The 26,045-nt window shown below is 63.3% G+C and carries 17 protein-coding genes, 1 tRNA gene and 7 pseudogenes; 7 read left to right on the forward strand and 18 right to left on the reverse strand.

What is annotated here, in order from left to right:
• Positions 1–6: 6 nt before the first annotated feature.
• Entirely contained in the window at positions 7–429 is a 423-nt protein-coding gene (locus tag ACTGJ9_RS28130; protein ID WP_456678650.1) for a hypothetical protein, read from the forward strand.
• A 111-nt stretch (positions 430–540) separates the two neighbouring features.
• On the opposite strand, the pseudogene ACTGJ9_RS28135 reads toward ACTGJ9_RS28130, so the two are convergent.
• Positions 541–1,263 (reverse strand): annotated as a pseudogene (locus tag ACTGJ9_RS28135) (IclR family transcriptional regulator); the annotation flags it as partial.
• Between the two features lie 257 nt (positions 1,264–1,520).
• Between ACTGJ9_RS28135 and ACTGJ9_RS28140 the strand changes: the two are divergent.
• From ACTGJ9_RS28140 to ACTGJ9_RS28150, 3 genes are all read left to right on the forward strand, one after another.
• Positions 1,521–2,444 carry a dihydrodipicolinate synthase family protein gene (locus ACTGJ9_RS28140; protein ID WP_456673735.1) on the forward strand — a complete coding sequence of 308 codons (924 nt, stop codon included), beginning with the start codon at positions 1,521–1,523 and terminating at the stop codon, positions 2,442–2,444.
• Positions 2,445–2,602: 158 nt separating this feature from the next.
• Complete coding sequence (locus ACTGJ9_RS28145; protein ID WP_456673736.1) at positions 2,603–2,833, forward strand: hypothetical protein; 231 nt, start codon at positions 2,603–2,605, stop codon at positions 2,831–2,833.
• A gap of 20 nt (positions 2,834–2,853) precedes the next feature.
• Positions 2,854–3,915 carry an MFS transporter gene (locus ACTGJ9_RS28150; protein WP_456673737.1) on the forward strand — a complete coding sequence of 354 codons (1,062 nt, stop codon included), beginning with the start codon at positions 2,854–2,856 and terminating at the stop codon, positions 3,913–3,915.
• A 169-nt stretch (positions 3,916–4,084) separates the two neighbouring features.
• Here ACTGJ9_RS28150 and ACTGJ9_RS28155 read toward each other — a convergent pair whose 3' ends face one another.
• From ACTGJ9_RS28155 to ACTGJ9_RS28185, 7 genes and pseudogenes are all read right to left on the reverse strand, one after another.
• Positions 4,085–4,876, reverse strand: a complete 792-nt coding sequence (locus tag ACTGJ9_RS28155) for an energy transducer TonB family protein (RefSeq protein ID WP_456673738.1) — start codon at positions 4,874–4,876, stop codon at positions 4,085–4,087.
• A 10-nt stretch (positions 4,877–4,886) separates the two neighbouring features.
• The gene (gene exbD / locus ACTGJ9_RS28160; RefSeq protein ID WP_456673739.1) at positions 4,887–5,348 is read right to left on the reverse strand and encodes a TonB system transport protein ExbD; all 462 of its coding nucleotides are present in this window, start codon (positions 5,346–5,348) and stop codon (positions 4,887–4,889) included.
• Positions 5,349–5,351: 3 nt separating this feature from the next.
• Positions 5,352–6,344, reverse strand: a complete 993-nt coding sequence (exbB, locus tag ACTGJ9_RS28165; protein ID WP_456673740.1) for a tonB-system energizer ExbB — start codon at positions 6,342–6,344, stop codon at positions 5,352–5,354.
• Positions 6,341–7,030 (reverse strand): Fe2+-dependent dioxygenase, encoded by a 690-nt coding sequence (locus ACTGJ9_RS28170; RefSeq protein ID WP_456673741.1) that lies wholly within the window; start codon positions 7,028–7,030, stop codon positions 6,341–6,343. The genes exbB and ACTGJ9_RS28170 overlap by 4 nt, the downstream gene beginning before the upstream one ends.
• 20 nt (positions 7,031–7,050) lie before the next feature.
• Positions 7,051–9,602, reverse strand: a pseudogene (locus ACTGJ9_RS28175) (TonB-dependent receptor).
• Between the two features lie 296 nt (positions 9,603–9,898).
• Positions 9,899–12,306 (reverse strand): annotated as a pseudogene (locus ACTGJ9_RS28180) (TonB-dependent receptor).
• A gap of 233 nt (positions 12,307–12,539) precedes the next feature.
• A complete protein-coding gene (locus ACTGJ9_RS28185) occupies positions 12,540–12,779 on the reverse strand; it encodes a hypothetical protein (RefSeq protein ID WP_456678651.1) in 240 nt (79 codons plus the stop codon).
• 397 nt (positions 12,780–13,176) lie between these two features.
• On the opposite strand from ACTGJ9_RS28185, the gene ACTGJ9_RS28190 reads away from it, so the two are divergent.
• From ACTGJ9_RS28190 to ACTGJ9_RS28200, 3 genes and pseudogenes are all read left to right on the forward strand, one after another.
• On the forward strand, positions 13,177–14,352 hold the full coding sequence (locus ACTGJ9_RS28190; RefSeq protein WP_456673742.1) for an efflux RND transporter periplasmic adaptor subunit: 1,176 nt from the start codon (positions 13,177–13,179) through the stop codon (positions 14,350–14,352).
• Positions 14,349–17,488: pseudogene (locus ACTGJ9_RS28195) on the forward strand (efflux RND transporter permease subunit). The gene ACTGJ9_RS28190 and the pseudogene ACTGJ9_RS28195 overlap by 4 nt, the downstream one beginning before the upstream one ends.
• 64 nt (positions 17,489–17,552) lie before the next feature.
• Positions 17,553–18,118 (forward strand): annotated as a pseudogene (locus tag ACTGJ9_RS28200) (invasion associated locus B family protein).
• Between the two features lie 30 nt (positions 18,119–18,148).
• Here ACTGJ9_RS28200 and ACTGJ9_RS28205 read toward each other — a convergent pair.
• From ACTGJ9_RS28205 to ACTGJ9_RS28250, 10 genes and pseudogenes are all read right to left on the reverse strand, one after another.
• Entirely contained in the window at positions 18,149–18,868 is a 720-nt protein-coding gene (locus ACTGJ9_RS28205; RefSeq protein WP_456673743.1) for an ABC transporter ATP-binding protein, read from the reverse strand.
• Positions 18,865–19,632 (reverse strand): ABC transporter ATP-binding protein, encoded by a 768-nt coding sequence (locus ACTGJ9_RS28210; RefSeq protein WP_456673744.1) that lies wholly within the window; start codon positions 19,630–19,632, stop codon positions 18,865–18,867. Before ACTGJ9_RS28210 ends, ACTGJ9_RS28205 begins: the two co-directional genes overlap by 4 nt.
• The gene (locus tag ACTGJ9_RS28215; protein WP_456673745.1) at positions 19,622–20,299 is read right to left on the reverse strand and encodes a branched-chain amino acid ABC transporter permease; all 678 of its coding nucleotides are present in this window, start codon (positions 20,297–20,299) and stop codon (positions 19,622–19,624) included. The genes ACTGJ9_RS28210 and ACTGJ9_RS28215 overlap by 11 nt, the downstream gene beginning before the upstream one ends.
• On the reverse strand, positions 20,227–20,592 hold the full coding sequence (locus ACTGJ9_RS28220; RefSeq protein WP_456673746.1) for a hypothetical protein: 366 nt from the start codon (positions 20,590–20,592) through the stop codon (positions 20,227–20,229). The genes ACTGJ9_RS28215 and ACTGJ9_RS28220 overlap by 73 nt, the downstream gene beginning before the upstream one ends.
• 27 nt (positions 20,593–20,619) lie before the next feature.
• Positions 20,620–21,483: a branched-chain amino acid ABC transporter permease gene (locus tag ACTGJ9_RS28225; RefSeq protein ID WP_456673747.1), complete on the reverse strand. Its 864-nt coding sequence runs from the start codon at positions 21,481–21,483 to the stop codon at positions 20,620–20,622.
• A gap of 67 nt (positions 21,484–21,550) precedes the next feature.
• Entirely contained in the window at positions 21,551–22,804 is a 1,254-nt protein-coding gene (locus ACTGJ9_RS28230; RefSeq protein WP_456673748.1) for an ABC transporter substrate-binding protein, read from the reverse strand.
• A gap of 235 nt (positions 22,805–23,039) precedes the next feature.
• Positions 23,040–23,399, reverse strand: a complete 360-nt coding sequence (locus ACTGJ9_RS28235; RefSeq protein WP_456673749.1) for a DUF1428 domain-containing protein — start codon at positions 23,397–23,399, stop codon at positions 23,040–23,042.
• A gap of 159 nt (positions 23,400–23,558) precedes the next feature.
• Positions 23,559–23,632 (reverse strand) — tRNA-Gln (locus tag ACTGJ9_RS28240).
• 267 nt (positions 23,633–23,899) lie between these two features.
• Positions 23,900–24,936: pseudogene (pdxA, locus tag ACTGJ9_RS28245) on the reverse strand (4-hydroxythreonine-4-phosphate dehydrogenase PdxA).
• Positions 24,933–26,038: pseudogene (locus ACTGJ9_RS28250) on the reverse strand (four-carbon acid sugar kinase family protein). Before ACTGJ9_RS28250 ends, pdxA begins: the two co-directional pseudogenes overlap by 4 nt.
• Positions 26,039–26,045: the final 7 nt, after the last annotated feature.

Raw genomic sequence — 26,045 nt, forward strand, 5'->3', positions numbered from 1 at the left:
GCCGATATGCTGATCGCGCGACGCGCCGACACCCGTGCCCGCGCCGATTTCGCCACCTGGAAGATGATGGCCAAGCTGAACGGGTTGTCGGCCCTGCCGGAGGACGCACAGGGCTTCCTCGACGGCTACAAGAAGCTGCTGGAGCGGATGAGCGAGGACGAGGCGGCCGAAGCCACGATCGCCGAGGTCTACAAATCCTATTATCTGGAGATGGGCGGAGGCGGGAACCCGCCCGACGTCCGCAGCCGGCCGGCCGAGCCGGTGGCGGACAATGTTACCGCCTTCCGGCGCCCGTCGCCCAAGCCGAAGAAGGCCGCCAGGTTCGGCGCGACGATGTTTGGTGGGACCGAGAAGCGCCCCCTCCCGGTGGCGCTGATCTTCGCCTGCCTGGTCGTGGTCTACGTCTCGATCAAGTTCTACTGGCGATAGTTCAGACACTGCACTCATCCAGTGGCAGACGCTATCCCCGTGACCGAGCGCGCGGCTTATGGCGTCGGCATGATGAATAACGATCTTCGCAATCCGCGCCGCTTCACTTAGCGGCGTCTTCCAGGCCGGGCCACTGACGCTGACGGCGGCGAAAACCCGTCCCGAGAGATCGCGGACCGGAGCCCCCACGCAATTCAGGCCTGGTTGGTGCTCGGCGTGATCGATCGCGTAGCCGCGGTTACGCGTCAACTCCAGTTCTTGCCGCAGCGCCACGGGATCGGTGATTGTGGTATCGGTGAAGCGGGCAAGCCCTTCGGCGAGGAAAGTCTCGAGCACGGTCTCGGCTTGATATGCCAGGATCGCTTTGCCGACACTGGTGCAGTGGGCCGGTGCCGATTCCAGGAACGCACCTGAGGTCGCGTCGATCTGAGATTCCGATTTACCGATGACCACGGCGTGGCGCCCGTCGAACACGGCAAGGTGGACGACTTGCCCAGTGAGGCGACCGAGCGCCTCGACATAGGGCCGTGCCTCGCGGTGTAGGTCCATGTTGGCGAGAACTGTGTTTCCGAGTTCGTAGAGCTTCAGGCCCAGCCGATAGCGGTCGCGATTACGGTCCTGATCGAGCAATCCGGCCTCGCGCATCGAAGACAGCAATCGGTGGGTCGTGCTCCGGGGATAACCAGTCCGCTGGCAGATCTCGGCCAGCGAGAGGGCGCGTGCGGTGCGCGAGAACACGTCGAGGATACGCACCACTTTGACGAGCGACTTCAGCCCCTCGTCCGGGCGTGTGGGAGCAGTCTGAGACAGATCGATACTGGGCAAAAAGATCACCTTATTCCGGATATCGGGATTGCATTAGCACATACGGGATATGACGTCGAAAACTTCCTTGTTATCCCATATATCGGGATTGAATCCCGATATATGGTTGACAGCCGTGTGTCACCTCGCAACAGTGGGTCCGTTCAAGAAGTCACAAGCGGACGGACAAACCGTTCTGGAGGAAACGCCCCAAACCTTACTGCATGGCAGGAGCGAGGGCGCCCACTTCCAGGTCGGGCCGGATTCCGCGATCAGAGGAGCGCACTGTGTCAACAGCCGTACTTGATAATCCGAAGACCAAAGCCACCAATCTCCGCAACGTCCTCACAGCCATCCTTCCGCCTTTCACCATGCCGTTCGACCGGCGCGGCGACATCGTGTTCTCCGCGATCAAGGAGCAGGTGGATTTCGCGATCGAGAAAGGCGTCAACGGGATCGTGGTCGGCGGCAGCACCGGCGAAGGCCATACGCTCGGCGCCGATGAATTCACCAAGGTCATGCATGCGAGCCACGATGCGCTCGGCGGCCGCAAGCCCCTCATCGTCGGGCTGATCGTCAACAGCACCCGCGAAGCGATCGTGCGCATGCGGGCGCTACGCGAACTCAACATCACCGCACTCCAGATCACGCCGGTGCACTATCTGTTCAAGCCGAGCGCCGAGAACACCGTCGAGCATTTTCGCGCGATCTACGAGGAAACCGGCATTCCCATCCTCATTTACAACGTGATCCCCTGGAACTATCTCAGTGTCGAACTGATGCTTCGAGTGATGCGCGAGGTGCCGGGCGTCGTCGGCATGAAGCAGAGTTCGGGCGATCTCAAATCTGTCTCCGACCTGATGGGCAGCGTCTCACCCGAGAACGTCGTGCTGAGCGGTATCGACGCCCTGCTCTATCCGTCGTTCGCGCTCGGCGCCCATGGCGCGATCAGCGCGCTAACCGCGGCAGTCCCCGGCACGTGTGTCAAGCTATGGAAAGCGGTTCAGTCGAAGGACCACGATAATGCGCTCGACATTCACAACAAGCTCAACCAGCTCTGGAACGTGCTGCGCCATGACAACCTGCCGGCTTGCGTGAAGTACATCCAGCATCGTCAGGGACTCGGCTTCTTCTATCCGCGCGCACCGATGGATGATGTCAGCGACGAGCAGAAGGCGATCGATCAGGCCCTCAAGAGCCTGGGCATCTAGCGCCTTCGGCGCGGCCCGCTTCGACCTCACACACAATCGAACGTCGCGATCCGCTCCCGCTCGCGGGCGGACGCGAGCGGCTGTCCGAGCGAAACGGGGCCACCGAGCGGGCCAGCCGCGCCATTCCATTCAAACAAGCAAAAAATCAGGGGAGAACTATGAGCGAACAAGATCTGGTCGCAGACGGTGCGATCGACACGCCTGCGCGAAGCCGCTCCAAGCTTGCAACCGTCGTCGGATCGAGTCTTATCGGCACCACGATCGAATTCTACGACTTCTTCATCTACGGAACGGCGGCGGCGCTGGTGTTCCCGCGGGTTTTCTTCCCGACGCTGTCGCCCTACGCCGGCATCATGGCGGCCTATGCGACGCTCGCGATCCGTTCCTGACACGCCCGCTCGGCGCAATCGTGTTCGGACATTTTGGCGATCGCTTCGGGCGCAAGGCCACCCTGGTTGCGTCGCTCACGATCATGGGCTTGTCGACCTTTGCGATCGGGTTGGTGCCGAGCTACGACAACATCGGGCTGCTGGCGCCGGCCATCATCATCCTGTTGCGGCTGCTGCAGGGCTTTGCCATCGGCGGCGAATGGGGTGGAGCGGCCACAATGATCGTGGAATATGCCCCCGCCGGCCGGCGCGGCTTCTACGGAACGTTCGTCCAGCTTGGCAACGTCATTGGATTGTTTACATCGACCCTGGTCTTTGCCGTCCTGCCGCAAGACAGCCTCAACGGCGACGGCTGGCGAGTCCCGTTCCTGATCAGCATCTTGCTACTGGCGGTTGGCTCGTTCATTCGCAGCAAGGTCGATGAAAGTCCGGTGTTCGAAGCCACAGCGCGCAAACCGCAAGCTGCGCAACGAGCCCCCATCATGGAGATTTTGCGCAACGGCAAGAAAACGGTTCTGGTCGCAATGGGCATGCGCACCGGCGAGATCATCCTCGGCTGGCTGGTGATCGGCTTCCTGCTGTCCTACGCGACACGCACGGTCGGCCTCACCTCCCAACACGTCCTGATCGCGCTGCTCGCGGCCAGCGGCGTCGGCATCTTCACCGTACCCATGTTCGGCGCGCTCTCGGACAGGATCGGCCGGCGCCCCGTCTACTTGTTCGGCGCCTGTCTCGCAGCGGTCTTCGCCTTCCCGCTATTCTGGCTGATCAACACCGCCAATCCGGTGCTGTTCTTCCTCGCCATCGTTTTCGGCTATGCCGTGGCGCTGGCCGCGATGTTCGCGGTGCAGCCGGCGTTCTTCTCAGAAAGTTTTGCGACCGGCGTCCGCTACACCGGCATTTCGCCCGGCTTTCAGCTTGCTAATATCATCGGTGGATTGACCCCGATGATCGCGACGTTCCTCGTCGCACAGGCAGGCGGCGCGTCCTGGCCGATTTCGATCTTTCTCATGATCGGCTGCGCGATCACCGCCGGATGCGTGCTGGCCACGACAGAGACGGCGGGACGACGATTGGGCTGAGACGTCCGGCGCTCGCGGTCTTTCCGAGTGCGCAATGGGCATCGCTACCAGATTTGAGGTGGCGATGCCTCGAAGTTGACGAACGGTCGCTCCGGTGGCGCTGATCTTCGCCTGCCTGGTCGTGGTCTACGTCTCGATCAAGTTCTACTGGCGCTGACGGCCATGCCGATCATTTCGGCGGCTTCTTGAAATTCACCGGCAGGCTGAAGGCGAACTGATCGTCCTTGAGGTCAGCCGGTGGGGCCGGCACGGGATCCGAGCGGCGCACCATGGAGATGGCCTCGCTGTCGAACGCCGGATCGCCTGAGGACTCGGCCACGTCGACCGAAACAACATTGCCGCGGCGGTTCAGGACCAGGCTGAGCTTGACCGTCGTCGTCTTGCTCTTGTCCTTGGGATAGCGCTTGTGAAGCTCGAAATAGGCGCTGATCCGCTTGCCCCACTCGGCCGTCAGCTTGCGAACATCCTTGCCGATGCCCTGGTGCGGGGCGGCCGCCTTCTCGTCCTCGCGCGCGTCTTCGTTCAGCGCCTGCCTTGCCGATTCCTGCGCGTTCGGCATCTCCTCGACCGCCTGGGTTTCGACCTTGGCCACTTTCGTGGTGTCCTCAACCGGCTTCTTGGAGTCATTCTCGGTGACGAGCCGGTCCGGATCTTCGGCTTCCTGAGGTATTTCCTTCGGCAGATCGGTCTCTTTCACCTCAGCCTGCTGCTGCATCTGCTGCGGCTGGAACTGCGAGGCTTCGCTGTCCGGGCCAGGCGGCAGATCCGTCTCGGGAAGTTTCGGCGAGGTCATCTCGACGGCATATTCCGCGCCGTTGGCGCCGAGGCCGTCGTCACCGTCGTCAGCACGAAGGTTGGCGAGCGCCAGCGCAGCCCCGCCAAGATGCAGGCCGATCGCGGCGATCGCGGCCAGGATCCACAGCCGCCGGGATGGTTTCGCTTCGATCACAGGATCGGACATCGCGCTGCCATCAGGGTTGCACAGCTCCTTGCGCCGGCCCAGCCGCGGCAGGAGGTGCTTCGAGCGCCACCAGCTTGATCCGAGAATAGCCGCCGGACCGCAGGATTTCCATGACGCCCATCAGCTCGCCGTAAGGCACGGCCTTGTCGGCGCGGAGGAACACGTATTTGTCCTTGCTCATGTCGGCGATCCCGTCGAGCGAGCTGACCAGATCGGTTCGCTTGACCGCGTTTTCGCCGATCGCGAGCGTCAGATCGGGCTTGATGCTGACATAGGTCGGCTTGTCCGGCTTCTTCTGCGGCGTCGCGCTCGAGGTCGGCAGGTCGATCGGCAGATCGACGGTCGACAACGGTGCCGCGACCATGAAGATGATCAGCAGCACCAGGATGACGTCGATGAACGGCGTGACGTTGATCTCGTGCGTCTCCGCGAAATCGTCGTCGTCATCGTTGTCGGTGAGCGAAACGGCCATGGCTTACTCCGCCGCGCGCGAATGCGCGCCGCCGTGGCTGCGGTCGAGATCGCGCGACAACAGCCGGGCCGCAGCACCCGAGGCGCGGCTGACGAGTTCGAGATAGCTCTTCGTCACGCGCGAGAAGTGATTGTAGATGATGACGGCGGGGATCGCCGCAACGAGACCGATGGCGGTGGCGAGCAGCGCCTCGGCGATGCCCGGCGCGACCACCGCGAGGTTGGTGGTCTGCGACTTCGAGATGCCGATGAAACTGTTCATGATGCCCCACACGGTGCCGAACAGACCGACGAAGGGCGACGTCGAGCCGATCGTGGCGAGGAAGCCCATGCCGATGCGGATGCGCCGCTGCTCGGCACGCACGATCTCGGCGAAGCTCGAGGCCGCACGCTCCTTGATGCCGGTATCGCTGGACAGACCGGCCGACATCCGTGCCTCACGCAGCGCGGCCGCCAGGAACGACGGCAGGATGCCCTCCTTGCTGCCGAGCGCCATCTGGGCTTCCGCAAGCGAGCGCACCTCCCCCACCTTCTTCAGCGCCGAACGGAGCTTGGCGGACGCGACCGACAGCTCGATCGACTTCGCGATAAACACCGTCCAGGTCACGAGCGAAGCGAAGGCAAGCCCGATCATCACCGCCTTCACGATGATGTCCGCCGACATGAACATCACCCACGGCGACAGTTCCTTCATGGCCGGCGCGATGCCGGCCTTCGCAGTGCCACCCGTGTCGGATGCCGGGGCCACGGCAGCCTCGGTCGCGCTGGGCGCTGCGGCCGCAGGGCTAACCGCCGCGGGGGCGGCAGTGGATGGCGCGGGCGCCGCAACGGCGGGAGCAGCCGGAGCCGGCTGAGCCGCCACAGGTGCCGGTGCCGCAACCGGCCGCGCCGGCGCCGCCGGCTGGACTTGTGTCTGGGCAGAAACAGGAACTGCGAGCCAGGCGGCCGCCAGCAGCACGGCTGTAGCGAGGCTTCGTTGGAAAGATGTGATCTTCATACTTCGGCCCAGATGCGAATGAGGTTGTGATAGATACCCGTCAATTTGACCGTTTCGGGATCGTCATGCCCGAGCCGAGCCACCAGCGCCTGAATGGCGGTGTCGAGGTCAAAGATCATGCTGCGGGCTTGATCTTCCCGTATCATGCTCTGAACCCAGAAGAAAGACGCAACCCGGGCCCCTCTGGTCACCGGCGTGACCAGATGCAGGCTCGTCGAGGGATAGAGCACACAGTCCCCGGCTGGCAACTTGACTTCGTGAGAACCGTAGGTGTCCTCGATCACAAGTTCGCCACCGTCGTAATCCTCGGGCTCGCTGAGGAACAGCGTGACCGAAAGATCCGTGCGGATGCGAAGGCCGGTCAGCCGGTCGCCGCGGATCGCGTTGTCGACATGCAGGCCGAAATGGTGGCCGCCGTCCGCCGCATAGCGATTGAACAGCGGCGGAAAGATCTGGAGCGGGATCGCCGCGGCCAGGAACCGCGGGTTCGCCGTCAGCGCGGAGATGATGCGATGGCCGAGCTTGCGCGCGACCTCGCTATCCGGCGGCAACTGCTCGTTGCGCTTGACCACGGCTGACTGCGCGCCCGCGGTAGAACGGCCGTCCTCCCATTCGCTGGCGTCCATGATGCGGCGGAATTCCGCCACATCATCCTTGCTCAGGACGCCGTCTATGCATGTCAGCATGGCACCTCGTTATGACTCCATCAGTAGCGCGCCGAGATCACCAGATAGGCGGCGCGTCCCGGTGCTTCCAGCACAAAGGGCGCAGCGCTCTGGTACAGCGCATCGTAATAGCGTTTGTCGAAGATGTTGTTGACGAACAGCTTCACCTGCCAGTTCTTGTTGATCTTGGCTTCGGCGAAGGCATCGAACCGCCAGTAGCTCGGGATCGACGTGCCCTGGTTGGCCGCGAGGAACGTGCCGCCATAAATCTTCGAGCGATAGACGGCCTGGCCGCCCAACTCCCAAACATCAGTCAATTGATATTTGGTCAGCAAGCTGAAGGACTGATGAGCCACGTTCGCAAGCGGCAAACCGACGTTGGTCGCGTACAGAGCCGTATTGGCCGACGGCACCAGCGACTTCGTCACTTCCGATTCCATCAACACGAGACCACCCTGGATACTCCACTTGTCGGTGATCTTTCCGCCAACGCCGAGGTCGACACCACGAATCCGGTAAGCAGCACCCGCACTGAGACACGAAACGGTGCCCGTTGTACCGGCAGGATAGGGACACGCAGCGGTTGCTGTAGCCGCCGTGATGTTACGCGACTCTCGCGCGTTTTCCTTTTTCAGTTTGGAACAGCGCGGCTGTCAGCAACAAATGTCTGTTGAATAGTTCCCATTTGGTGCCCAGTTCGATCGCCGTGTTCTTCTCTGGGCCGAAGATTTGCGGCGAGTTGCCGTTGAGGACAGGCGCGAGACCGCCGTATTGAATGCTTGTCCCGTCAAACTCCGCGCCGACCGGATTGGATGAAGTAGCATAGGCGACATACACACTTCCATTCGGTAACGGCTTCAGCGTGAGGCCGAGGTTGAAGTTCGGCATTCCAGAGTCTTGCTGCTGCTGGCCGAAGACGTTGGCGACACCGTTGACCGTGCCGTATCCACTCACCTTGATGTTGTAATCGTCATAACGTATGCCGCCATTAAGAATCAGCAAATCGTTATAGTTGGCCGAATCAAGTACATAGACACTCTTGGTATCGACTGAGACCTTGGTCGGCAGTCCGGTAAGCCCCCGGTATTGGGACGATACTGTTCGCGTATTGCGGGTAGAATACGCTGACACCGGAGGTCGATCCGCCGGATGTAAAGATCGGACCGGTCGTCAACTCGGAGTTAAATCCGGTGTATTTGTCGATCGACGATCGCTCCCGGTCATACTCGACGCCGCCAAGCAGCGTGTGCTTGAAGCCGACGCCGTCATTGAACTTGTAGGTCAGCTCCGATTGGTTGGCGAACACGTCGGTCGCCTGGTAGCGGCTCTGCGGGTTGGCGGTGAGCGTCGAGGCCGAGAGCGGATCGGCCAGCAGTGGCGATTCCGGCAGCGTGCCGAGGTAGTTCTGGGTAGAGTGCGAGTCCCTGATCCTGTTGGTCAGGAGCAGGTCCGGAGCGATCTGCACTTCGGCATTGAGCGAGCCGATGTCCTGACCGGTCCGATAGAAGTCGCGATTGACGAAGCCATAGAAATTGTTGCGGTTGGAGCCGAAGTCCGGGAATGGACCGCCAGCGGTGGTCGCAGTGCTGGGCCGATAATATGGTACTCCGAAATCGGGGATGCCCGTCAGCTCGGTGTGGATGTAGTTGGCGGTGATCTTGACGGCATCAACTGGCGTCCACGTCGTCGCGACGAAGGCGCCATCGCGGTTGTCCTTGATATAGTCTCGCCCGGCAACGCCGGCGTCCTGGAAAAGACCGCCTGCACGCACCGCCCAGGTTGGATTGATCACCTGGTTGACGTCGAGCACCACGCGCTTGGTCTTATCGGTGCCAAACGTGGTGTCCATGTTGTAGAAGCTCTTCTCCGTTGTCGCCTGCTTGGTGACGATGTTGATCGCGCCGCCGGCGGTGCCGCGGCCGGCGAAGGAAGAGCCGGGACCGCGCAGTATCTCGACCTGCTCAGTAAAGAAGTTTTCGCGGGCACTGACGCCGGAATCACGGACACCGTCGATGAAGATGTCGTTGCGCGCGTCGAAGCCGCGGATGAAGAAGCGGTCGCCGAACGCGTTGCCGCCCTCACCGGTACCCAGCGTCACGCCGGCCGTGCTGAGGATAGCCTGCTTCAGCGTTGTGGCGTTCTTGTCCTCCAGCACTTCCTTGCTCAGTACCGTGATCGACTTCGGCGTGTCGACCAGCTTCTCCGGAAATTTGCCGCCAGCCTGGACATGGTCGACCTTGTATGGCGCGGCGGGATCCGCATAGGGATCGCGATCAGGCGCAGGACCGGCCGCATCGACGACGGGCGCCGTTGCGGCCTGCTGACGCTGTGCGGCACGGCGCAACGCGTTGCGGGCGCGGACCTGGTCTGGCGTCGGTTTCGCGGCCGTAGAGCGCGGCCGCTCTTTCGGTGCGTCGACGTTCACGGGCGGCAGATTTGTTTGCTGGGCCTGCGCTACGCCCGAGGCGGAGGCGACAGCCATCAGACTCGCGACGGCAGACACGGTCTTGCCGGTCGCGCCGTCGAGATTGCTGCCGAATGATTTCCGAACCGCGGCCGAACGCAACGACCGCGGAGTCTTCGCCATACCCATCCGACGCCCCATTCCATTTCTGCAGTGTGTCGCATTGCGACAATGCGACACACTGGTGGTAACGAGCGGGGCAAAGGGGGTCAACGAAGTCACGGCAGCAGCAACTTTGAATCCATCCAGATCAAAACGATTCTAAACTCGAGCTTGAACGGTTCTAATTTCGAATTTGTAAGCGTTCTAAACTGGAGCCGGTATATGCCCTTGCGATGCCGGCTGTTGCGCATCGCAATCGGTGGCGGAAGAGATACCTGCCGTAGCGGGCATCCCGCGTTTGAATCGGCGCAATCAGGACTTCATCAGAACTTGGCCGTCGTGATCAGATAGAACGCCCGCCCCGGCGCGACCGCGACGAACGGCACGGCGCTGCGATAGAGCGTGTCGTAGTAGAGCTTGTTGGTGAGGTTCTGCGCGTAGAGCTTCATGGTCCAGTTTTTGTCGATCTTCTTCTCCACGAACGCGTCAAAGCGCCAGTAGCTCGGCAGCTCGTTGCCGGTGTTGGCCGCGAACGTGCCGCCATAGACTTTGGAGCGGTACACCGCCTGCCCGCCGACTTCCCAGTCGCCGTCGAACTTGTACTTGGTCAGCATGCTGAACGACTGGTGCGCGACGTTGGCAAGCTGCAGGCCGAGATTGGAAGCGATGTTGCTCTGCGTGACCTTCGATTGCATCAGCACCAGGCCGCCGAAGATGCTCCAGCGATCGGTGATCTTGCCCTCGGCCTCGATGTCGACGCCCTGGATGCGGTAGGCTGCGCCCGAGGTGAGAATGCCTGCGGCGTTGGTGTCGCGTGCGTTGTCCTTCGTGGTCTGGAACAGCGCCGCGCTGACCAGCAGATGACGATCGGCGAGCTCCCATTTGGTCCCGAGTTCGGCCGCCTTGTTGCGCTCGGGCCCGAGCAGAACGGTCGTGTTGGCGGGAACGCCGCCGTAATCGGTGCCGGTTGCGTCAAGCTCCGATCCGAACGGATTGGCCGAGGTCGCATAGGCCGCGTAGATGCTGCCGATCGACATCGGCTTGTAGACCAGGCCGACGTTGTAGTTGACCAGATCGGAGTTCATTTTCAGATAGGCCGCGTTGGATGACGAACTCATGTTGTAGCCGTCATAGCGGATGCCGCCATTGACGATGACGGTATCCTGCCAGTTCGCGGTGTCCATGACGTAGACGCTGCTGGTGTTGACACCATAGCGCGTCGGATTGCCAGTCAACGACGGTGTACCGAAGCCACCGACATAAGTGGACTGCGGCGAGTAGAGATTGATCCCCGAGAGAGCCCCGTTGCTCGTGAAGCCCGAGCCGGCCAGCTCCGATGCCAGGCCCGAATAACGGTCGATCGAGATGTTCTCGTTGGCGTATTCGACGCCGAACACCGCCGTGTGCTTGACCGCGCCGGTGTCGAGTTTGAACGTGGCCTCGTTCTGGTTGGCCCACACGTCTACGGTCTGGTAGCGGCTCTGCGCACTCGCCGTGGTGGTCCAGAGCAGCGGATTGATGTTGGTCGTCACCGGGTTCTGCGGCAATGTGCCGATATAGTTGAGCAGCGAATGCTCGCCGCGCACCTTGCTGCTGAGCGTAATGGCCTCATTGACCTTGTACTCCGCGGTCGCAGTGCCGAAATCCTGCCGCGCGGCCTGGAAGTCGCGATTGAGAAAGCCGTACCAGCTTCCGCGCGGAATGCCGGCCGACGTCACCGGCACGTTGCCCTGCTTGTAATAGGGCACGCCGAAATCGGGCAGCCCGCTGAGATCGGTGTGGACGTAGTTCGTCGTGATCTTGATGTCGGTGGTCGGGGTGTACCTGGTCGACAGGAAGGTGCCCCAGCGATCGTCGGTCACGTAGTTGCGGCCGGCGACATTGGCATCCTGGAACATGCCGCCGGTGCGCACCGCGAACGAGGGATCGACGACCTGGTTGACGTCAAGCGTGACGCGCTTGGTCCTGTCGGTCCCGAACTCGGTATCCATCCGCTTGAAATTGACGTCGCCGGCCTGCTTGGTGACGATGTTGATGGCGCCGCCGGCGGTGCCGCGGCCGGCATAGGACGAAGCCGGTCCGCGCAAAATCTCGATCTGCTCGGTGAAGAAGTTCTCGCGGATCGATACGGCGGGATCGCGGATGCCGTCGATGAAGACGTCGTTGCGCGCATCGAAGCCGCGGATGAAGAAGCGGTCGCCGAAGGCGTTGCCGCCCTCGCCCGACCCCAGCGTCACACCGGCGGTCGAGCGCCCGATCTCCTTCAGCGTCGTCGCGTTCTTGTCCTCGAGCACCTCCTTGCTGAGCACCGTGATCGTCTTCGGCGTGTTCAGCATCGGCTCGGGAAACTTGCCGGAGGCCTGGACGTGGTCGACCTTGTAGGGCGCGGCCGGATCGGCATAGGGATTGCGATCGACGGCGCCGGCTGGCGCTGGTGCGGCGGCGGCGCCTGCTGCTGCGCCTGCTGGCGCATGGCGGCGCGACGAAGCGCGTTGCGCGCACGGACCTGCTCTGGCGTCGGCTTCGAGGCCGCCGGACGCTGGCGCTCAACCGGCGCGTCCACGTTCACCGGCGGCAGGCTCGACTGCTGCGCCTGCGCGCCGCTCGACACCGACGCCACCGCCATCAGGCCGGCCACGGCCGACACCGCCTTGCCGGAATTGCCGTCGAGTTCAAATGAATTTCTTGCCGCCATCGCACGCAACGATCGCGGAGCCATCGCCAGCCCCATTCCAACGCACCCCAATTCAGATTCGTCGATCCGCAACATGCGCGACGAACGATGAGGCGGTGCTATCGATCGGAAAAAATCAGGTCAATGCGAGGAGCGCGCGCGACCACTTGAATTGCTCCAGTTCAAATCGATTCTAAAATTGCGAAGCTGAAATAACCGAAATGCCGCGCGACACATTGATGCAGTCAGGCGCAGCCGCGCTTGCCTTCGCGCATTATCTCGCGCAGCCGTCAATCGCTGCTCGGCGGCTTCATCAGCGAGAACAGTTCGTCGATGGTGCGTTGCGCGGTCGCGCGTACGCGGTCGCTGTTGTCCATGCCCGCGATGTTGATGCCGTTGACGACGGCTTTGATCTCGTCGCGGAAGTCGGTAAGGAAGCGCAGGGGATCGCGCTGCTCGTTGGCGACGCGCGCGATCAAGCCCGTGATCAGAATCTGACACGCGATCAGCTTGCCGTTCAACTCGTCCATCATTTGCTCCCGTCGTAGCGGGCCGATATGAACGACGCTGAATTTCCTGACAACCGAAACGGCACGCGATGCGTTTAGAACCGTCCTAACCGCGATCAATCCGAAACACCCAATATGTCTCCGACCGCGTGCGACGCCACGCGCATGGCTCGAAGTTCACGCGGTCCGCGAGCACTGCCTGACTTTTGCACTTTGTTGGTTTGCGGCAGGAAATGCAGCGCTGCACAGCGCAGCGCCACCGTTTGCCTACGGGGTGCAAAGCTTTCAATTGTTTAGGATTCTCAACCGATAGTGCTGTTTACACTGGAACTTGGCGTGTATTATACAACACCGCCGGGAACCCGCTTGCTGGCATCGCATTTCGTTCCTTTGGGCACACAAGCCGACACGAATAAATATGAAAAAGTCACGGCCGATCCTGTGGATTGTCATCATCGCAGCCGTGGCCGGGGGCGGCTATTACGGCTGGCAGCGATTCTCGACATCCGGGGCCGGGAAAGCCCAGACCGCGCAGAAAAGCTCCCCGCGGGCGCCCGCCGTGCCCGTCAGCGTTGCGCCGGTTCAGAAGGCCGACTTCCCGGTCTACCTCACCGGCCTCGGCACAGTGCAGGGCTTCAACACCGTACAAGTCCGGACCCGGGTGGACGGCCAGATCGACAAGATCGCCTTCACCGAGGGCCAAATGGTCAAGCAAGGCGATCTCCTGGTCGAGATCGATCCGCGCCCGTTCCAGGCCGCCCTCGATCAGGCCAAGGCGAAGAAGGCACAGGACGAGGCCAATCTCGCCAACGCCAATCTCGATCTTCAGCGCTACACCAAGCTCGGTGAATTCGCGACGCGACAGCAGACCGATACGCAACGCTCCACCGTTGCCCAGCTCACCGCACAGATCGCCGCCGACGAAGCCGCAATCGCCAACGCCCAGACCCAGCTCGACTACACCCAGGTCAAGTCGCCGATCACCGGCGTCGCCGGCCTGCGCCAGGTCGATGTCGGCAACATCGTCAACGCATCGACCCAGACCGGAATGGTCACCATCGCCCAGGTGGAGCCGATCACGGTGATCTTCACCGCGCCGGAAGACCAGCTGCCCTATATCAGCGAGGGCCAGAAGTCCGGCGAGCTCAAGGTGATTGCGTTCACCACCGACGGCAAGAAGACGCTGGCCGAGGGCAAGCTCGCCGTCATCAACAACCAGGTCGATACGACCAGCGGGACTATTCGGCTCAAGGCGGTGTTCGCGAACAAGGAACACACGCTGTGGCCGGGACAATCGGTGTCGACCCGCCTGCTGGTGCGGACCCTGAAGGACGCGACCATCGTCCCCGATGACGCGGTGCTGCATTCGACCAACGGCCTCTACGCCTATACCGTCGGCCAGGACAACAAGGCCGAGGTGCGCAAGATCAAGGTCAACTACTCCATCGACGGACGTTCGGTCGTCGAGGAAGGATTGAGCCCCGGCCAACAAGTCATCACCGGCGGTCAGTACAAGGTGCAGCCCGGAAGTCTGGTTTCGACGGCCGTGGCGAGTTCGGATCCGGTTCAGAAAAGCAAGGTTCAGCAGGAATGACCGAAGGCGGGATTTCGGCACCTTTCATCCGTTATCCCATCGGCACATCGCTGCTGATGGCCGGCATTCTGTTTGTCGGTCTCGTCGCCTATCCCCTGCTGCCGGTCGCCCGCCGGTGCCGCAGGTGGACTTCCCGACCATCCAGATCACGGCCAACCTGCCGGGCGGCAGCCCGGAGACGATGGCCTCCTCTGTCGCGCAGCCGCTGGAGCGCCAATTCGCCCAGATTCCCGGCATCGCGCAGATGACCTCCACGAGCTATCTGGGCACGGCATCGATCACCATCCAGTTCGACCTTAACCGCAGCATCGACGGCGCCGCCAACGACGTGCAGGGCGCCATCAACGCCGCCAGCGGCCAGCTGCCGAAGAACCTGCCCTCGCCACCGACCTATCGCAAGGTGAACCCGGCGGACTCGCCGATTCTGCTGCTGTCGGCGACGTCGGATACGCTGCCGCTGACCACTGTCAGCGATTCGATTGACGCCCAGCTCGCCCAGCAGATCAGCCAGATCTCCGGCGTGGCGCAGGTGTTCATCGGCGGCCAGCAGAAACCCTCGGTCCGCGTCCAGATCGACCCGGCGAAACTCGTGGCCAAGGGCCTGTCGCTGGAGGACGTGCGCACCGCGATCGGCATCACCACGGTCGATAGCCCCAAGGGCAATATCGACGGTGACAAGCGCGCCTACACGATCTACGCCAATGACCAATTGTTGCAGGCCAAGGACTGGAACGACGTCATTATCGCCTACCGCAACGGCGGCCCGTTGCGCATCAAGGACATCGGCCAGGCCGTCACAGGTCCCGAGGACGCCAAGCAGGCAGCCTGGGCCAACGGCAAGCGCGGCGTATTCCTGGTGGTATTCAAGCAGCCGGGCGCCAACGTCATCGAGACCGTCGACCGCATCAAGGCGACCTTGCCCCGCCTCGTCGCGGCGATCCCGCCCGCGGTCAAGATCGAGGTCATCAGCGACCGTACCACCACCATCCGCGCCGCGGTCGAGGACGTGCAGTTCACACTGCTTCTGACCATTGCGCTGGTGGTCATGGTCATCTTCGTCTTCCTGCGCAGCTTCTGGGCGACGGTGATTCCCACCATCACGGTTCCGCTGGCGCTGCTTGGCGCCTGCGCGCTGATGTGGGTGTTCGGCTATTCGCTCGACAATCTGTCGCTGATGGCCCTCACCATCGCGGTCGGATTCGTCGTCGACGACGCCATCGTGATGCTCGAAAATATCACGCGCTACATCGAGGAGGGCGAAAAGCCGCTGGCGGCCGCCTTCAAAGGGTCCAAGGAAATCGGCTTCACCATCGTGTCGATCAGTATCTCGCTGGTCGCGGTGCTGATCCCGCTCCTCTTGATGGGCGGAATCATCGGGCGCCTGTTCCGCGAATTCGCGGTCGTGCTGGCGATGACGATCTTCGTCTCGATGTTCGTGTCGCTGACGCTGACGCCGATGATGGCGTCGCGCTTCCTGCGCGCCCATGGCGAGGTGACCCATGGCAAGTTCTACCAGTGGAGCGAACGCGCCTTCGACGCGATGCTGCGCGGCTACGAATATGGGCTCGACCACGCCCTTGCCTGGCGGCGCACCACGCTCACGATCTTCTTCGCCACGCTCGCTTTGTCGGTCTATCTGTTCATCCTGATCCCGAAGGGCTTCTTCCCGCAGCAGGACGTCGGCCTGATCACCGCGACCTCGGAAGCCTCGCAGGACATTTCGTTCGCGGAGATGCAGCGCCGGCAGGTCGAGCTCGGCAAGATCGTGCTGGAAGATCCCGACGTCGCCTCGTCGGCGATGAACATCGGCGGCAGCGGCCGCGCCGGCAACAACGGCAACATGTTCATCACCCTGAAGCCGCGCAACGAACGCGAGGCGTCCGCGCAGCAGATCATCGCGCGGCTGCGTCCCAAGCTCGAGAAGGTCGCCGGCGCCCGCCTTTATATGCAGGCGGCCCAGGACGTCCGCCTCGGCGGCCGCCCGACCCGCACGCAGTTCGAGTTCACCCTGCAGGACGCCGATCTCGGCGAGCTCAATTCGTGGGCGCCCAAGATTCTCGCGAAGATGCAGACGCTGCCCGAGTTGCGCGACGTCGCAACCGACCAGCAGACCCAGGGCACCACGGTCCAGCTCAAGATCAACCGCGACACCGCCTCGCGCTACGGCATCCAGCCGCAACTGATCGACGACACGCTCTACGACGCCTTCGGCCAGCGCCAGGTCGCGCAGTACTTCACGCAGCTCAACAGCTATCACGTGATCCTGGAAATCCTGCCGGAGATGCAGGGCAACCTCGATTCGCTGAACAAGCTCTATCTGAAATCGCCGCTGACCGGCGATCAGGTGCCGCTGTCGACCTTTGCGACGTGGTCCACCGATCCAGTCCGGTCGCTCTCGATCAGCCATCAGGGCCAGTTCCCGGCGATCACGATCAGCTTCAACCTCGCGCAAGGTGTCGCGCTCGGCCAGGCCACCGAGGCCGTGCAGAAGGCGATGACCGATCTCGGCGCGCCGGCGACGCTGAACTCGAGCTTCCAGGGTACCGCGCAGGCCTTCCAGCAGTCGCTCGGCACCGTGCCGCTTCTGATCCTCGCGGCGCTGGTCGTGGTCTATCTGATCCTCGGCATCCTCTATGAGAGCTACATCCATCCCATCACGATTCTCTCGACCCTGCCCTCGGCCGGCGTCGGCGCGCTCGCGATCCTGATGGCGGCCGGGTTCGAGTTCAGCCTGATCGCGCTGATCGGCGTCATCCTGCTGATCGGCATTGTGAAGAAGAACGGCATCATGATGGTCGACTTCGCCATCGCCGCCGAACGCGACGGGAAGACGCCGGAGGAATCGATCCGCCAGGCCGCGCTGCTGCGCTTCCGTCCGATCATGATGACCACGATGGCAGCACTTCTCGGCGGCGTGCCGCTGATGCTCGGCCACGGCACCGGCGCCGAGATCCGCCAGCCGCTCGGCTACGCGATGGTCGGCGGCCTGATCGTCAGCCAGGCGTTGACGCTGTTCACCACGCCGGTTGTCTATCTCTACCTCGACAAGTTCTCGAACCTGTTCAAGAGCCGTTCGGCCGAGGACGAGGGGCACGAAACGTCAGGGCACGGGACCGTGAAGGAGGCCGCCGAGTAATCTTGCGTCGCGGCTTCCGCGACGCTACAGCGAGGCCCTCGGTTCACGCCAACGCGGTTTCGCCATGCTCATGCAATCCAGACTTGTTGCCCTCGCCGCCGCCGCTATCCTGTTGTCGACCGCTGTCACCTATGCCCAGCAGGGCGCCAAGAAGAACGCAGCCCCCCAGCCGCGGCAGCACAGCCCGCGCCGACCCAGCCGCAAGCCGAGGCCGCTCCGGCGCAACCCGGCTGGATCGCGCGCTGCACCAGCGCGAGCCGCGACGCGCCGCTCGAATGCGCGATCGAGCAGAACGCCGTCCTGACCAAGACCGGTCAGACCATTGTGCTGATCAACATCCGCATCGCTCCCGACACCCGCACGCCGGTCGCCCTGCTTCAGCTTCCGCTCGGCCTCAATTTGCCGGTCGGCGCCAAGCTTCAGGTCGACGAAGGCAAGACGGTCGATCTCCAGATCCAGACCTGCGAGAACCGCGGCTGCTACGCCTCGACGCCGATCGCGCCGGACCTGCTTGCGAGTCTGAAGTCGGGCAAGCAATTGAAGGTCTCCTTCCAGAACATGGCCAAGGAGACCATCGCGATCCCGATGCCGCTCGGCGATTTTGCGACGGCCTACGACAAGATCAAGTAACGGGCGCCTGCCCGTTACTGCCGCGCGCGGTCAGTCTACGCCTAAATAAGCTTTCTGCACCTGCGGATCCTCCGCGAGCGCAGCCGCTGTGCCGGACAGCACGCTCTTGCCGACCTGGAGCACGGTCGCGAAGTCCGAGACCTCCAACGCGAGCTCGATCGACTGCTCTGCGAGCAGGATGGTCAGACCTTCGCGATGCAGGCGACCAAAGGTTTCGTACATGGACTCGACCACCGCCGGCGCGAGGCCGAGCGAGGGCTCGTCCAGCATCAACAGCTTCGGATCGCTCATCAGCGCGCGGCCGACTGCAAGCATCTGCCGCTCCCCGCCGGACATCGTGCCGGCGCGCTGGTTGCGGCGTTCTTTCAGCCGCGGGAAGATCTCGTAGACGCGCTCGAGCAGCGTGGCTTGGCGCAATTTGTCGTGCAGCGGCGTCGCGCCGAGCATGAGGTTATTCTCGACACTCTGCTGCACGAACAGCCGCCAGCCCTCCGGCGACAACGCCAGCCCCTTGCGTACGATCGCAAAGGCCCTCTGGCCGGCAATCTCTTCGCCGCGAAAGGCGATCGTTCCTGAATGTACTGGGATGAGGCCGGCGATCGCATTCAGCGTCGTGGTCTTGCCGCCGCCGTTGGAGCCGAGCAGCGCGACGACGCTGCCCTCGGGCACCTCCAGCGAGACGTCGGAGACACCAATCAAGTCGCCATAGCGCACCTCGAGACGCTCGATCCTGAGCAACGGTCCGCTCATAGGTCCGCCCCGCCCATGAGCTCGACCGGCGTGTGGCCGGCGGCGGCCTTGGCCGCGCGCTTGCCGAGATAGGCTTCGATCACAGCGGGGTTCGAGGTGACCTCGCGTGGGCTACCGCTGGCGATCTCCTTGCCCTGGTGAAACACCATGACCCGGCTCGCGAGCGACATGATCACCTCCATGATGTGCTCGACGATGACGAGCGTGATGCCGGAACGGTGGATGTCGCGGACGAGATCGATCGCGAGCCTCACCTCATGGGCGTTGAGGCCGGCCATGGCCTCATCGAGCAGCAACAGTTTTGGCTCGGTCGCGAGCGCGCGAGCGATCTCCAGACGCTTTCGGCCGGGTGTGCCGAGCGAACGCGCCGGTGCATCCGCAAGCCGGCTCATGCCGACGCGCTCCAGCACGGCGCGCGCCTTGGTCTCGGCCTCTTTGCGATGCGCGGTGCGCAGGAACGCACCGATCATGACGTTTTCCAGCACCGTCATGCCCTCGAACGTCTGCGGCACCTGGAAGGTGCGTGCAAGCCCGAGCCCGGCGCGCAGCTCCGGCGTGACATCGGTGATATCGCGTCCCTCGAACAGCACGCGGCCGGAGGTGGTCTTGAGATCGCCGGTCAGGCAATTGAAGAAGGTGGATTTGCCCGCGCCGTTCGGGCCGATCAGGCCGAGAATGTCGCCCTGCTCCAGCGTCACGGAGGCGTCGTCCACCGCTTTGAAGCTGCCGAACGCTTTTGTGATCCCGCGCGCCTCAAGGAGCATGGCTTGCTCCCGTGTCGGATGTTGGCTTCCGACGTGGCGTGAACAGGCTGAGCAAGCCGCCGGGCTGGAAGCGCGCGATCAGCACGATGATCGCGCCATAGAGCACGAAGGTGAGGCCAGCGCCCTTGCCGCCGAGCCAGCTGTTGGAAATCTCTTCCAGCGGCACCAGGATCGCCGCGCCTACCAATGGCCCGAACAGCAGCCCTGCCCCGCCGAGCGCCGCCATGATCAGGATTTTCACCGAGATCAGGATGCCGAGGCCTGACTCGGGATCGACAAAGCCGAACATCATCGCATAGAGCGCACCGGCGACGCTGGTGAACGCAGCACTCAGCATGTAGGCGTAAAGCTTGGTGCGGCTCGCGGGTGCGCCGAGCGAGCGCGCGGCGCGCTCGGAATCCTTGATCGCGCGCAGGTAAAAGCCCATGCGGCTGTTGGTCATCCACCAGGTGATGAACAGCGTGATCGCGAGGATGACGAGGAAGAGATAATAGTACGGCAGCGACGACAGGAACGAGAGATCGAAGATGTTGCGCGGTACGGTCGGGCCCGAGAGGCCGACCGCCGCACCCAGCCAGTCGGTGTTGGTCACGATCAACCGCATCGTCTCGGCGACTGCGATCGTCGCCATGCTGAAATAATGGCCCGACAGTCGCAGCGTCGGCACGCCGATGATCGCGGCAAGCGCGACCGCGATGACAATGCCGCTGGAATCCCGAGCAGAGGCGACAGCCCAAACTTGGCGTAGGAGCCCATCGCGGCATAGGCACCGCAGCCGAAGAACACGACATGGCCGACCGAGACTTGGCCGGCATAGCCGCCGACGATATTCCAGGCCGACGCAGCGATCGCATAGAGCAGCACCAGCGCGCCAAGGCGCTGCTGGAACGGCGAGGACAACAGCAACGGATAGGCGATCGCAACGGCAACGACGACCGAGAGCCAGATCAGGCGCCGCATCAGGTCTTCCCCATCAGGTCTTGCCCATCAAGTCTTGCCCATCAAGCCTTGTGGCCTGAACCAGAGGAAGAGCAGGAACAGCACATAGACGACGATATCCTTGTAGACCGCGCCGATCAGATAGCCTGAAAGCGATTCGATAACGCCGATCAGAAGACCCGCAACGAGCGCACCGGGCACGCTGCCAAAACCGCCGAGCGAGACCGTGACGAAGGCGACGATGCTGAGCGTCTCGCCGACCGTCGGCACTATGTAGAAGAAATTCGCGATCAGCGCGCCGGCAAGCCCGGTGGCGCCCGCCGCGATCGCCCAGGCGATCGCCTGCATGGTGTCGGGCCTGATCCCCATCAACTGCGCCGCAGTCTGATCCTCCGCCACCGCCAGCATTTTCGAGCCGAGCGAGGTGCGCGTCAGGAGCAGATGCAGGCCGAGCGTCACCAGCAGCGCGACCACGCCGGCCAGCAGCCGCGAGGCCTCGATCCGCAGGCCCGCAAACGCAAAGGTGCCTCCGACGATATCCTGCGGCAGCGACAGAAAGTTGGCGCCGAACCACCAGAACACGGAATAACGGAGCAGGAGCGCGAGCCCAAAGGTGCCGAGGATCTGCGCCAGCATCGGTCCCTTCATGATGTCGCGGATCAGCGCGAAATAGACGACCACGCCGACGGTTGCGAGCACCAGTGTCGCCAGCGGCGCGCCGAGCATCGGCCCGCCTCCCATCAGAGTGTAGACGACATAGGCGACATACATGCCGAGCATGACGAAGTCGCCATGCGCGAAATTGACGATGTTCATCATGCCCCACACCAGCGTGAGGCCGGAGGAAAACAGGGCGTAGACGGCGCCAAGCAGAAGCCCGCCGACAATCACCTGCACGAGGACAAAGGACATCAGCCGCGTTGCTCTGATCAAATCACTTGGGGACAGACGGGGCGCGCGGCCCCGCCTTTCAAAAATCTTACCAGCCCTTGTAGGGCAGCACCGGCGGCTTTTCGGCATTCGCCTTCGGCCATACCGAGACGTAGTTCTCGCCGTCCTGAAGCTGGATGATGGCGCCGGACGCCAGCACGTTCTGGCCCTTGTCATCGAACTTCACGCCCTTGTAGCCGATCATGAGCTGGTCGGCCTTGAGGTCCGTCGCCTTCAGAGCGGCCTGGACTTTGGCCGGTTCGGTCGAGCCGGCGCGGTCGATGGCATCGGCCAGCACGAAGAAGCCCTGCATCTGGCGGGCAACCGTGTCGTCCATCTCCTCGCCGCTCTTCTTCTTGTACATGTCGGCGATGACGGCCGACACCGAGCCCGGCGGTCCGACGACCCAGGACGAGCGATTGAACACGCCTTGCGAGATCTTGCCGACCGCCTTGATGAAGGACGGGTCGGAATAGCCGGCATCGTCGGCGAGCAGGATCGCCGGCTTGTAGTCGAGCGACTGCATGGTCTTGGCGAACAGGATCGCATCCGACGTGTAGCTGATCATGATGATCACGTCGGGCTTCTTGTCCTTGAGCTGAAGCACCTGGCCCTGCAAATCGGTCGCGTTGACGGGATAGGCGACGTCGAGCGCGACCGGCTGTCCCTTCTCCTTGAAGGCGGTGCTGATCGTGTTGGCGACCGAGGTGCCGTATTCGGTGTTGTCGTGGACCAGCGCGATCGCGTCGGTCTTGGCGCCGGTCGCCTTCATGTCGGCGAGGAAATCGACGTAGATCCTGGCGAAGTCCGTCGCGATCGGCGTGGTGCGGAAGAACCATTTGAAGCCGCGCTCGGTGAGATTGGCGGCGACCGATTCCGAATTCAGGAAGGGAATGCCGTATTTTTCGGCGATCGCGCTCGATGTCAGCGTCACGCCGGACTGATACGAACCGAACACGGCGGCGACCTTGTCCTCCGTGATCAGGCGCAGCGCCTGGTTCTGCCCCGTCGCCGGGTTGCCCTGGTTGTCGGCGAAGACCGCCTCGACCTTGGCGCCGCCGAGCCCGCCAAGGCCCGCGTTCTTCGCCAGCGGCAAAGCGCCGAGCTCGGGATGTGCGTTGTTGATGATGTCCATGGCGACTTCGAGCGCCGCCTTGGCGTGCGCGCCGATCGAGGCGGTGCCGCCGGACATCGGCAGGATCACGCCGACCTTGACCACCTTGTCCTCGGCGCGCGCGCCGGCCGCGAACGCAAGGGACATCGCGGCCGCGCAAAGCAGCCCCGTGAGGTGCTTCAATGTCATGAAATCCAACCTCCCAAAGGGTTTCCCCAACCAAGATTTTTTGGAAAGCTTGGGCGAAGCGCCCGCTTCCGTTTGATTTATTCCTGGCGACGAGAGGATGGCATGCCAGCGGGACACCGGCAAGATGAAACGGATTGCGACGATGCTGCACGGTGAAGCAGCGATCACACACGCGGCTACCCGCACTCAATCTGGCGTCGTTCGTTGCATACGAGACAACTGCTGCGACGCGCCGTCAGTGCGCGGCGCTCGCCCGCAGCAGCGTGCTGAAGCCGCCATAGATCATGCGCTTGCCGTCGAACGGCATGTCGGAGCCCTTCAGCCGCGGGTCGGCCATCACCTTGGCGTTGACGGCATCGCGGCTCGCGCGATCGCGGTAGACGATCCACGAGAACACGACGATCTCATCCTCCGTTGCCATCACCGCGCGCGGAAAGGATGTGAGTTCGCCGTAGGGCACGTCGTCCCCAATGCATTCGACATAGTCGAGCGCGCCGTGCTCCATCCACACCGCGCAAGCCGTTCGGGCCAGCGCCTTGTAGGCCTCGATCTTGTCCTTCGCCACAGCCAGCACGAAACCATCGACATAGGGCATCACGGATCTCCTTGGGTTGTGTGTTCCAAAGGACGATCGGACGCACGCCGATCCGACCTGCGAAGGCAGTGTCGGGATGAGGCAAACCGTCGCGAGCCGCGGCGCGGCGCGGCGGGCCGTCGGATCAGAGGCGATTCAGACCATGGGAGGGCCTGGAATTGGCTGGGGAACCTGGATTCGAACCAAGACAAACAGAGTCAGAGTCTGTTGTGCTACCGTTACACCATTCCCCAACGGAATAGCCGAACAAATTCAAAGCCTTACCGATCTGTCCGACTGCGGCCGGAAGCGCGTTTGGCGCAAATCACGGCTCAGGCGTGGCAGCCTTCTACCTGCTCAGCCCTAGGCTGGCAAGCGCGGCCGTGCACGGATCAAAGCGTAGCCGCCACAGCCTCAAACGGGCGCCCCGCCCTACTCCCTCCTGATATTCGCGGCCTCGCCGCTGGCGCGTCGCGGAGGCGGCTAAAACGCGACCTCGTGCATGTCGAGCATCGTCCGCCTCAGGCCTTGGATGCGGCGGCACCGGCGGCGAGCCGCTCGGCATAGTCGATGGCTTCGATCAGGCTGTGCTCGTTGGCGATTCCCTTGCCGGCAATGTCGAAGGCCGTGCCGTGATCGACGGAGGTGCGGATGATCGGCAGGCCCAGCGTGATGTTGACGCCGGAGAGCTCCTGCCAGCGGCCCGTCGCGGGATCGACCTGGAAGCCAAGCAGCTTGACCGGGATGTGCCCCTGGTCGTGATACATCGCGACTGCCGCATCGTACTGGCCGGCGCGCAGCTTGACGAAGATGGTGTCGCCAGGCACGGGGCCGACGACGTCGAGGCCGTCGGCGACGGCTTTCGCAATCGTGGGCGCGGAGACGTCGATGTCCTGCCGGCCGAACAGGCCACCCTCGCCGGCATGCGGATTGAGCGCGGCGATGGCGATCTTCGGCCTGGCGATGCCGAGCCGCAGCAGCGCATCGTTGGTGAGATCGATCACCATGCGCAGCCGCTCCAGCGTCAGACGCTTCGGCACGTCCTCCAGCGCCACATGGGTCGAGACGTGGCTGACGCGCATGTTGCCGTGGGCCAGCAGCATCACCGAGCCGCGCACGCCGGTGAGATGCGCCAGCATCTCGGTATGGCCGGGGAAATGATAGCCGGCTTTATTGAGCGCTTCCTTGTTGAGCGGCGCCGTGACGATGGCTCCGGTCCGGCCCGCCTGCGTCAGGCGCACGCCCTGCTCAATCGCCTTGTAGGCAAAGCGGCCGCCATCGGCGCTGAGCACGCCGGGCTTGATCGGGTCGCCCTCGGCGTCGGCTTGCAGATAGCAGAGGTTGGGCCAGTCGCAATCGTCGGCCGTGACTTCCGGGATCGCAACATCGGCACCGAGCGCGGCTCTCGCGCCATTGAGCGCCGCGCCGCTGCCGATGATCAGCAGGCGCAGATCGCCACTCGCGATCCGATCCTTCAATCCCCACAGGCCTTGAGGATGATCTCCGGCCCGATCCCGGCGGGATCGCCCATGGTGATGGCAAGATGACGAGAGGTCATGACGGGCTCCCAATACTGAGCAAATGATTGTCCCGAAGCAGATCGCGCCAGAGATCGCGCGCGCCGAACGCTCCGGATTTCGAGATGACATCGACGCCGGCCCAGCGGCTGCCTTGCAGCGTCGAACGCGGCAGCCCCGGCACGATCCGCCCCGTCACCTGCAGCGCGTGCGCGCCGAGTGCAAGGCATACGGCCTTCAGCGTCTCTCCGCCAGCAACGATCAGGGTTCCAGGCGGATCTAGTTCGGCGATTAGCGCCATCAACTCGCGCGCGATCCGTTGCGCGGCATCCGCGCGCGACAATCCTTCGGCAAGCGAGAATTTCACCAACGCCACGCCGTCGTCGGCCAGCTTGCGTTGAACGACCGCGCTGCCCTCACCCTCGGCGAGCGCAACAGCAGCGTTGCCGCATGCATCCAGCTGGGATGCGGTGACGGCCTGGTCGAGCCGAACAGGCCCAGCACCGGGCGCTTCAATTTCGACGGCGCATCTGCGCGGTGCCCGCGGGCGAGTGCACCGGCCAGCCCGCCGCTTCCGCACCACAGCACGGGCCCGGGCATCCGCCGCGCCATCTCGACAACGCGACTGAGATCGAGATCGCTCCCGGCATCGAAGACCTGAACGCCGCCTTGCGCCAGCGTCTCGGCACCGCCGCGTTGCGCCTCGATGCCATGCTGTCTCAACTGGTCCAGCAGATTGTCGCCGACGCGATGCCAGTCGCCATCCGTCGTGCGCGCATATTGCTGGGCATCGATGGTGCGGCGTCCCTGATAGTCGAACGCAGGCGCGACCACGCATGACGCCCAGTGGCCGGAGCTCAGACAAGCGCCGAGCTCGGCCGCCCAGGCGCCACGGAGCAGGCTATCGACTTTCTTGTAGGCGATCGTGCCGTCGCGAAGCAGCGGCGCCAGCCGGCCGACGATCGCGACGCTTTCGGCCTTGGAACGTTCGCGGGTGCCGCTGTCGATCGCGAGGCTGGGGGAGCCTGACGCCGCGGGCGCATGCTCCCAGATGACGTCGAACGGTCCGCACAGGCCGACGAACTCCGCTGCTGTGTCGAGCGCGCCGGTCAGGTCGTCGGCAAGCAGGCGGATGCTGGTCATCGTCGTT

Origin of the sequence: Bradyrhizobium sp. RDM12 (assembly GCF_051917485.1) — a bacterium.
In the GTDB taxonomy this organism is placed as follows: domain Bacteria; phylum Pseudomonadota; class Alphaproteobacteria; order Rhizobiales; family Xanthobacteraceae; genus Bradyrhizobium.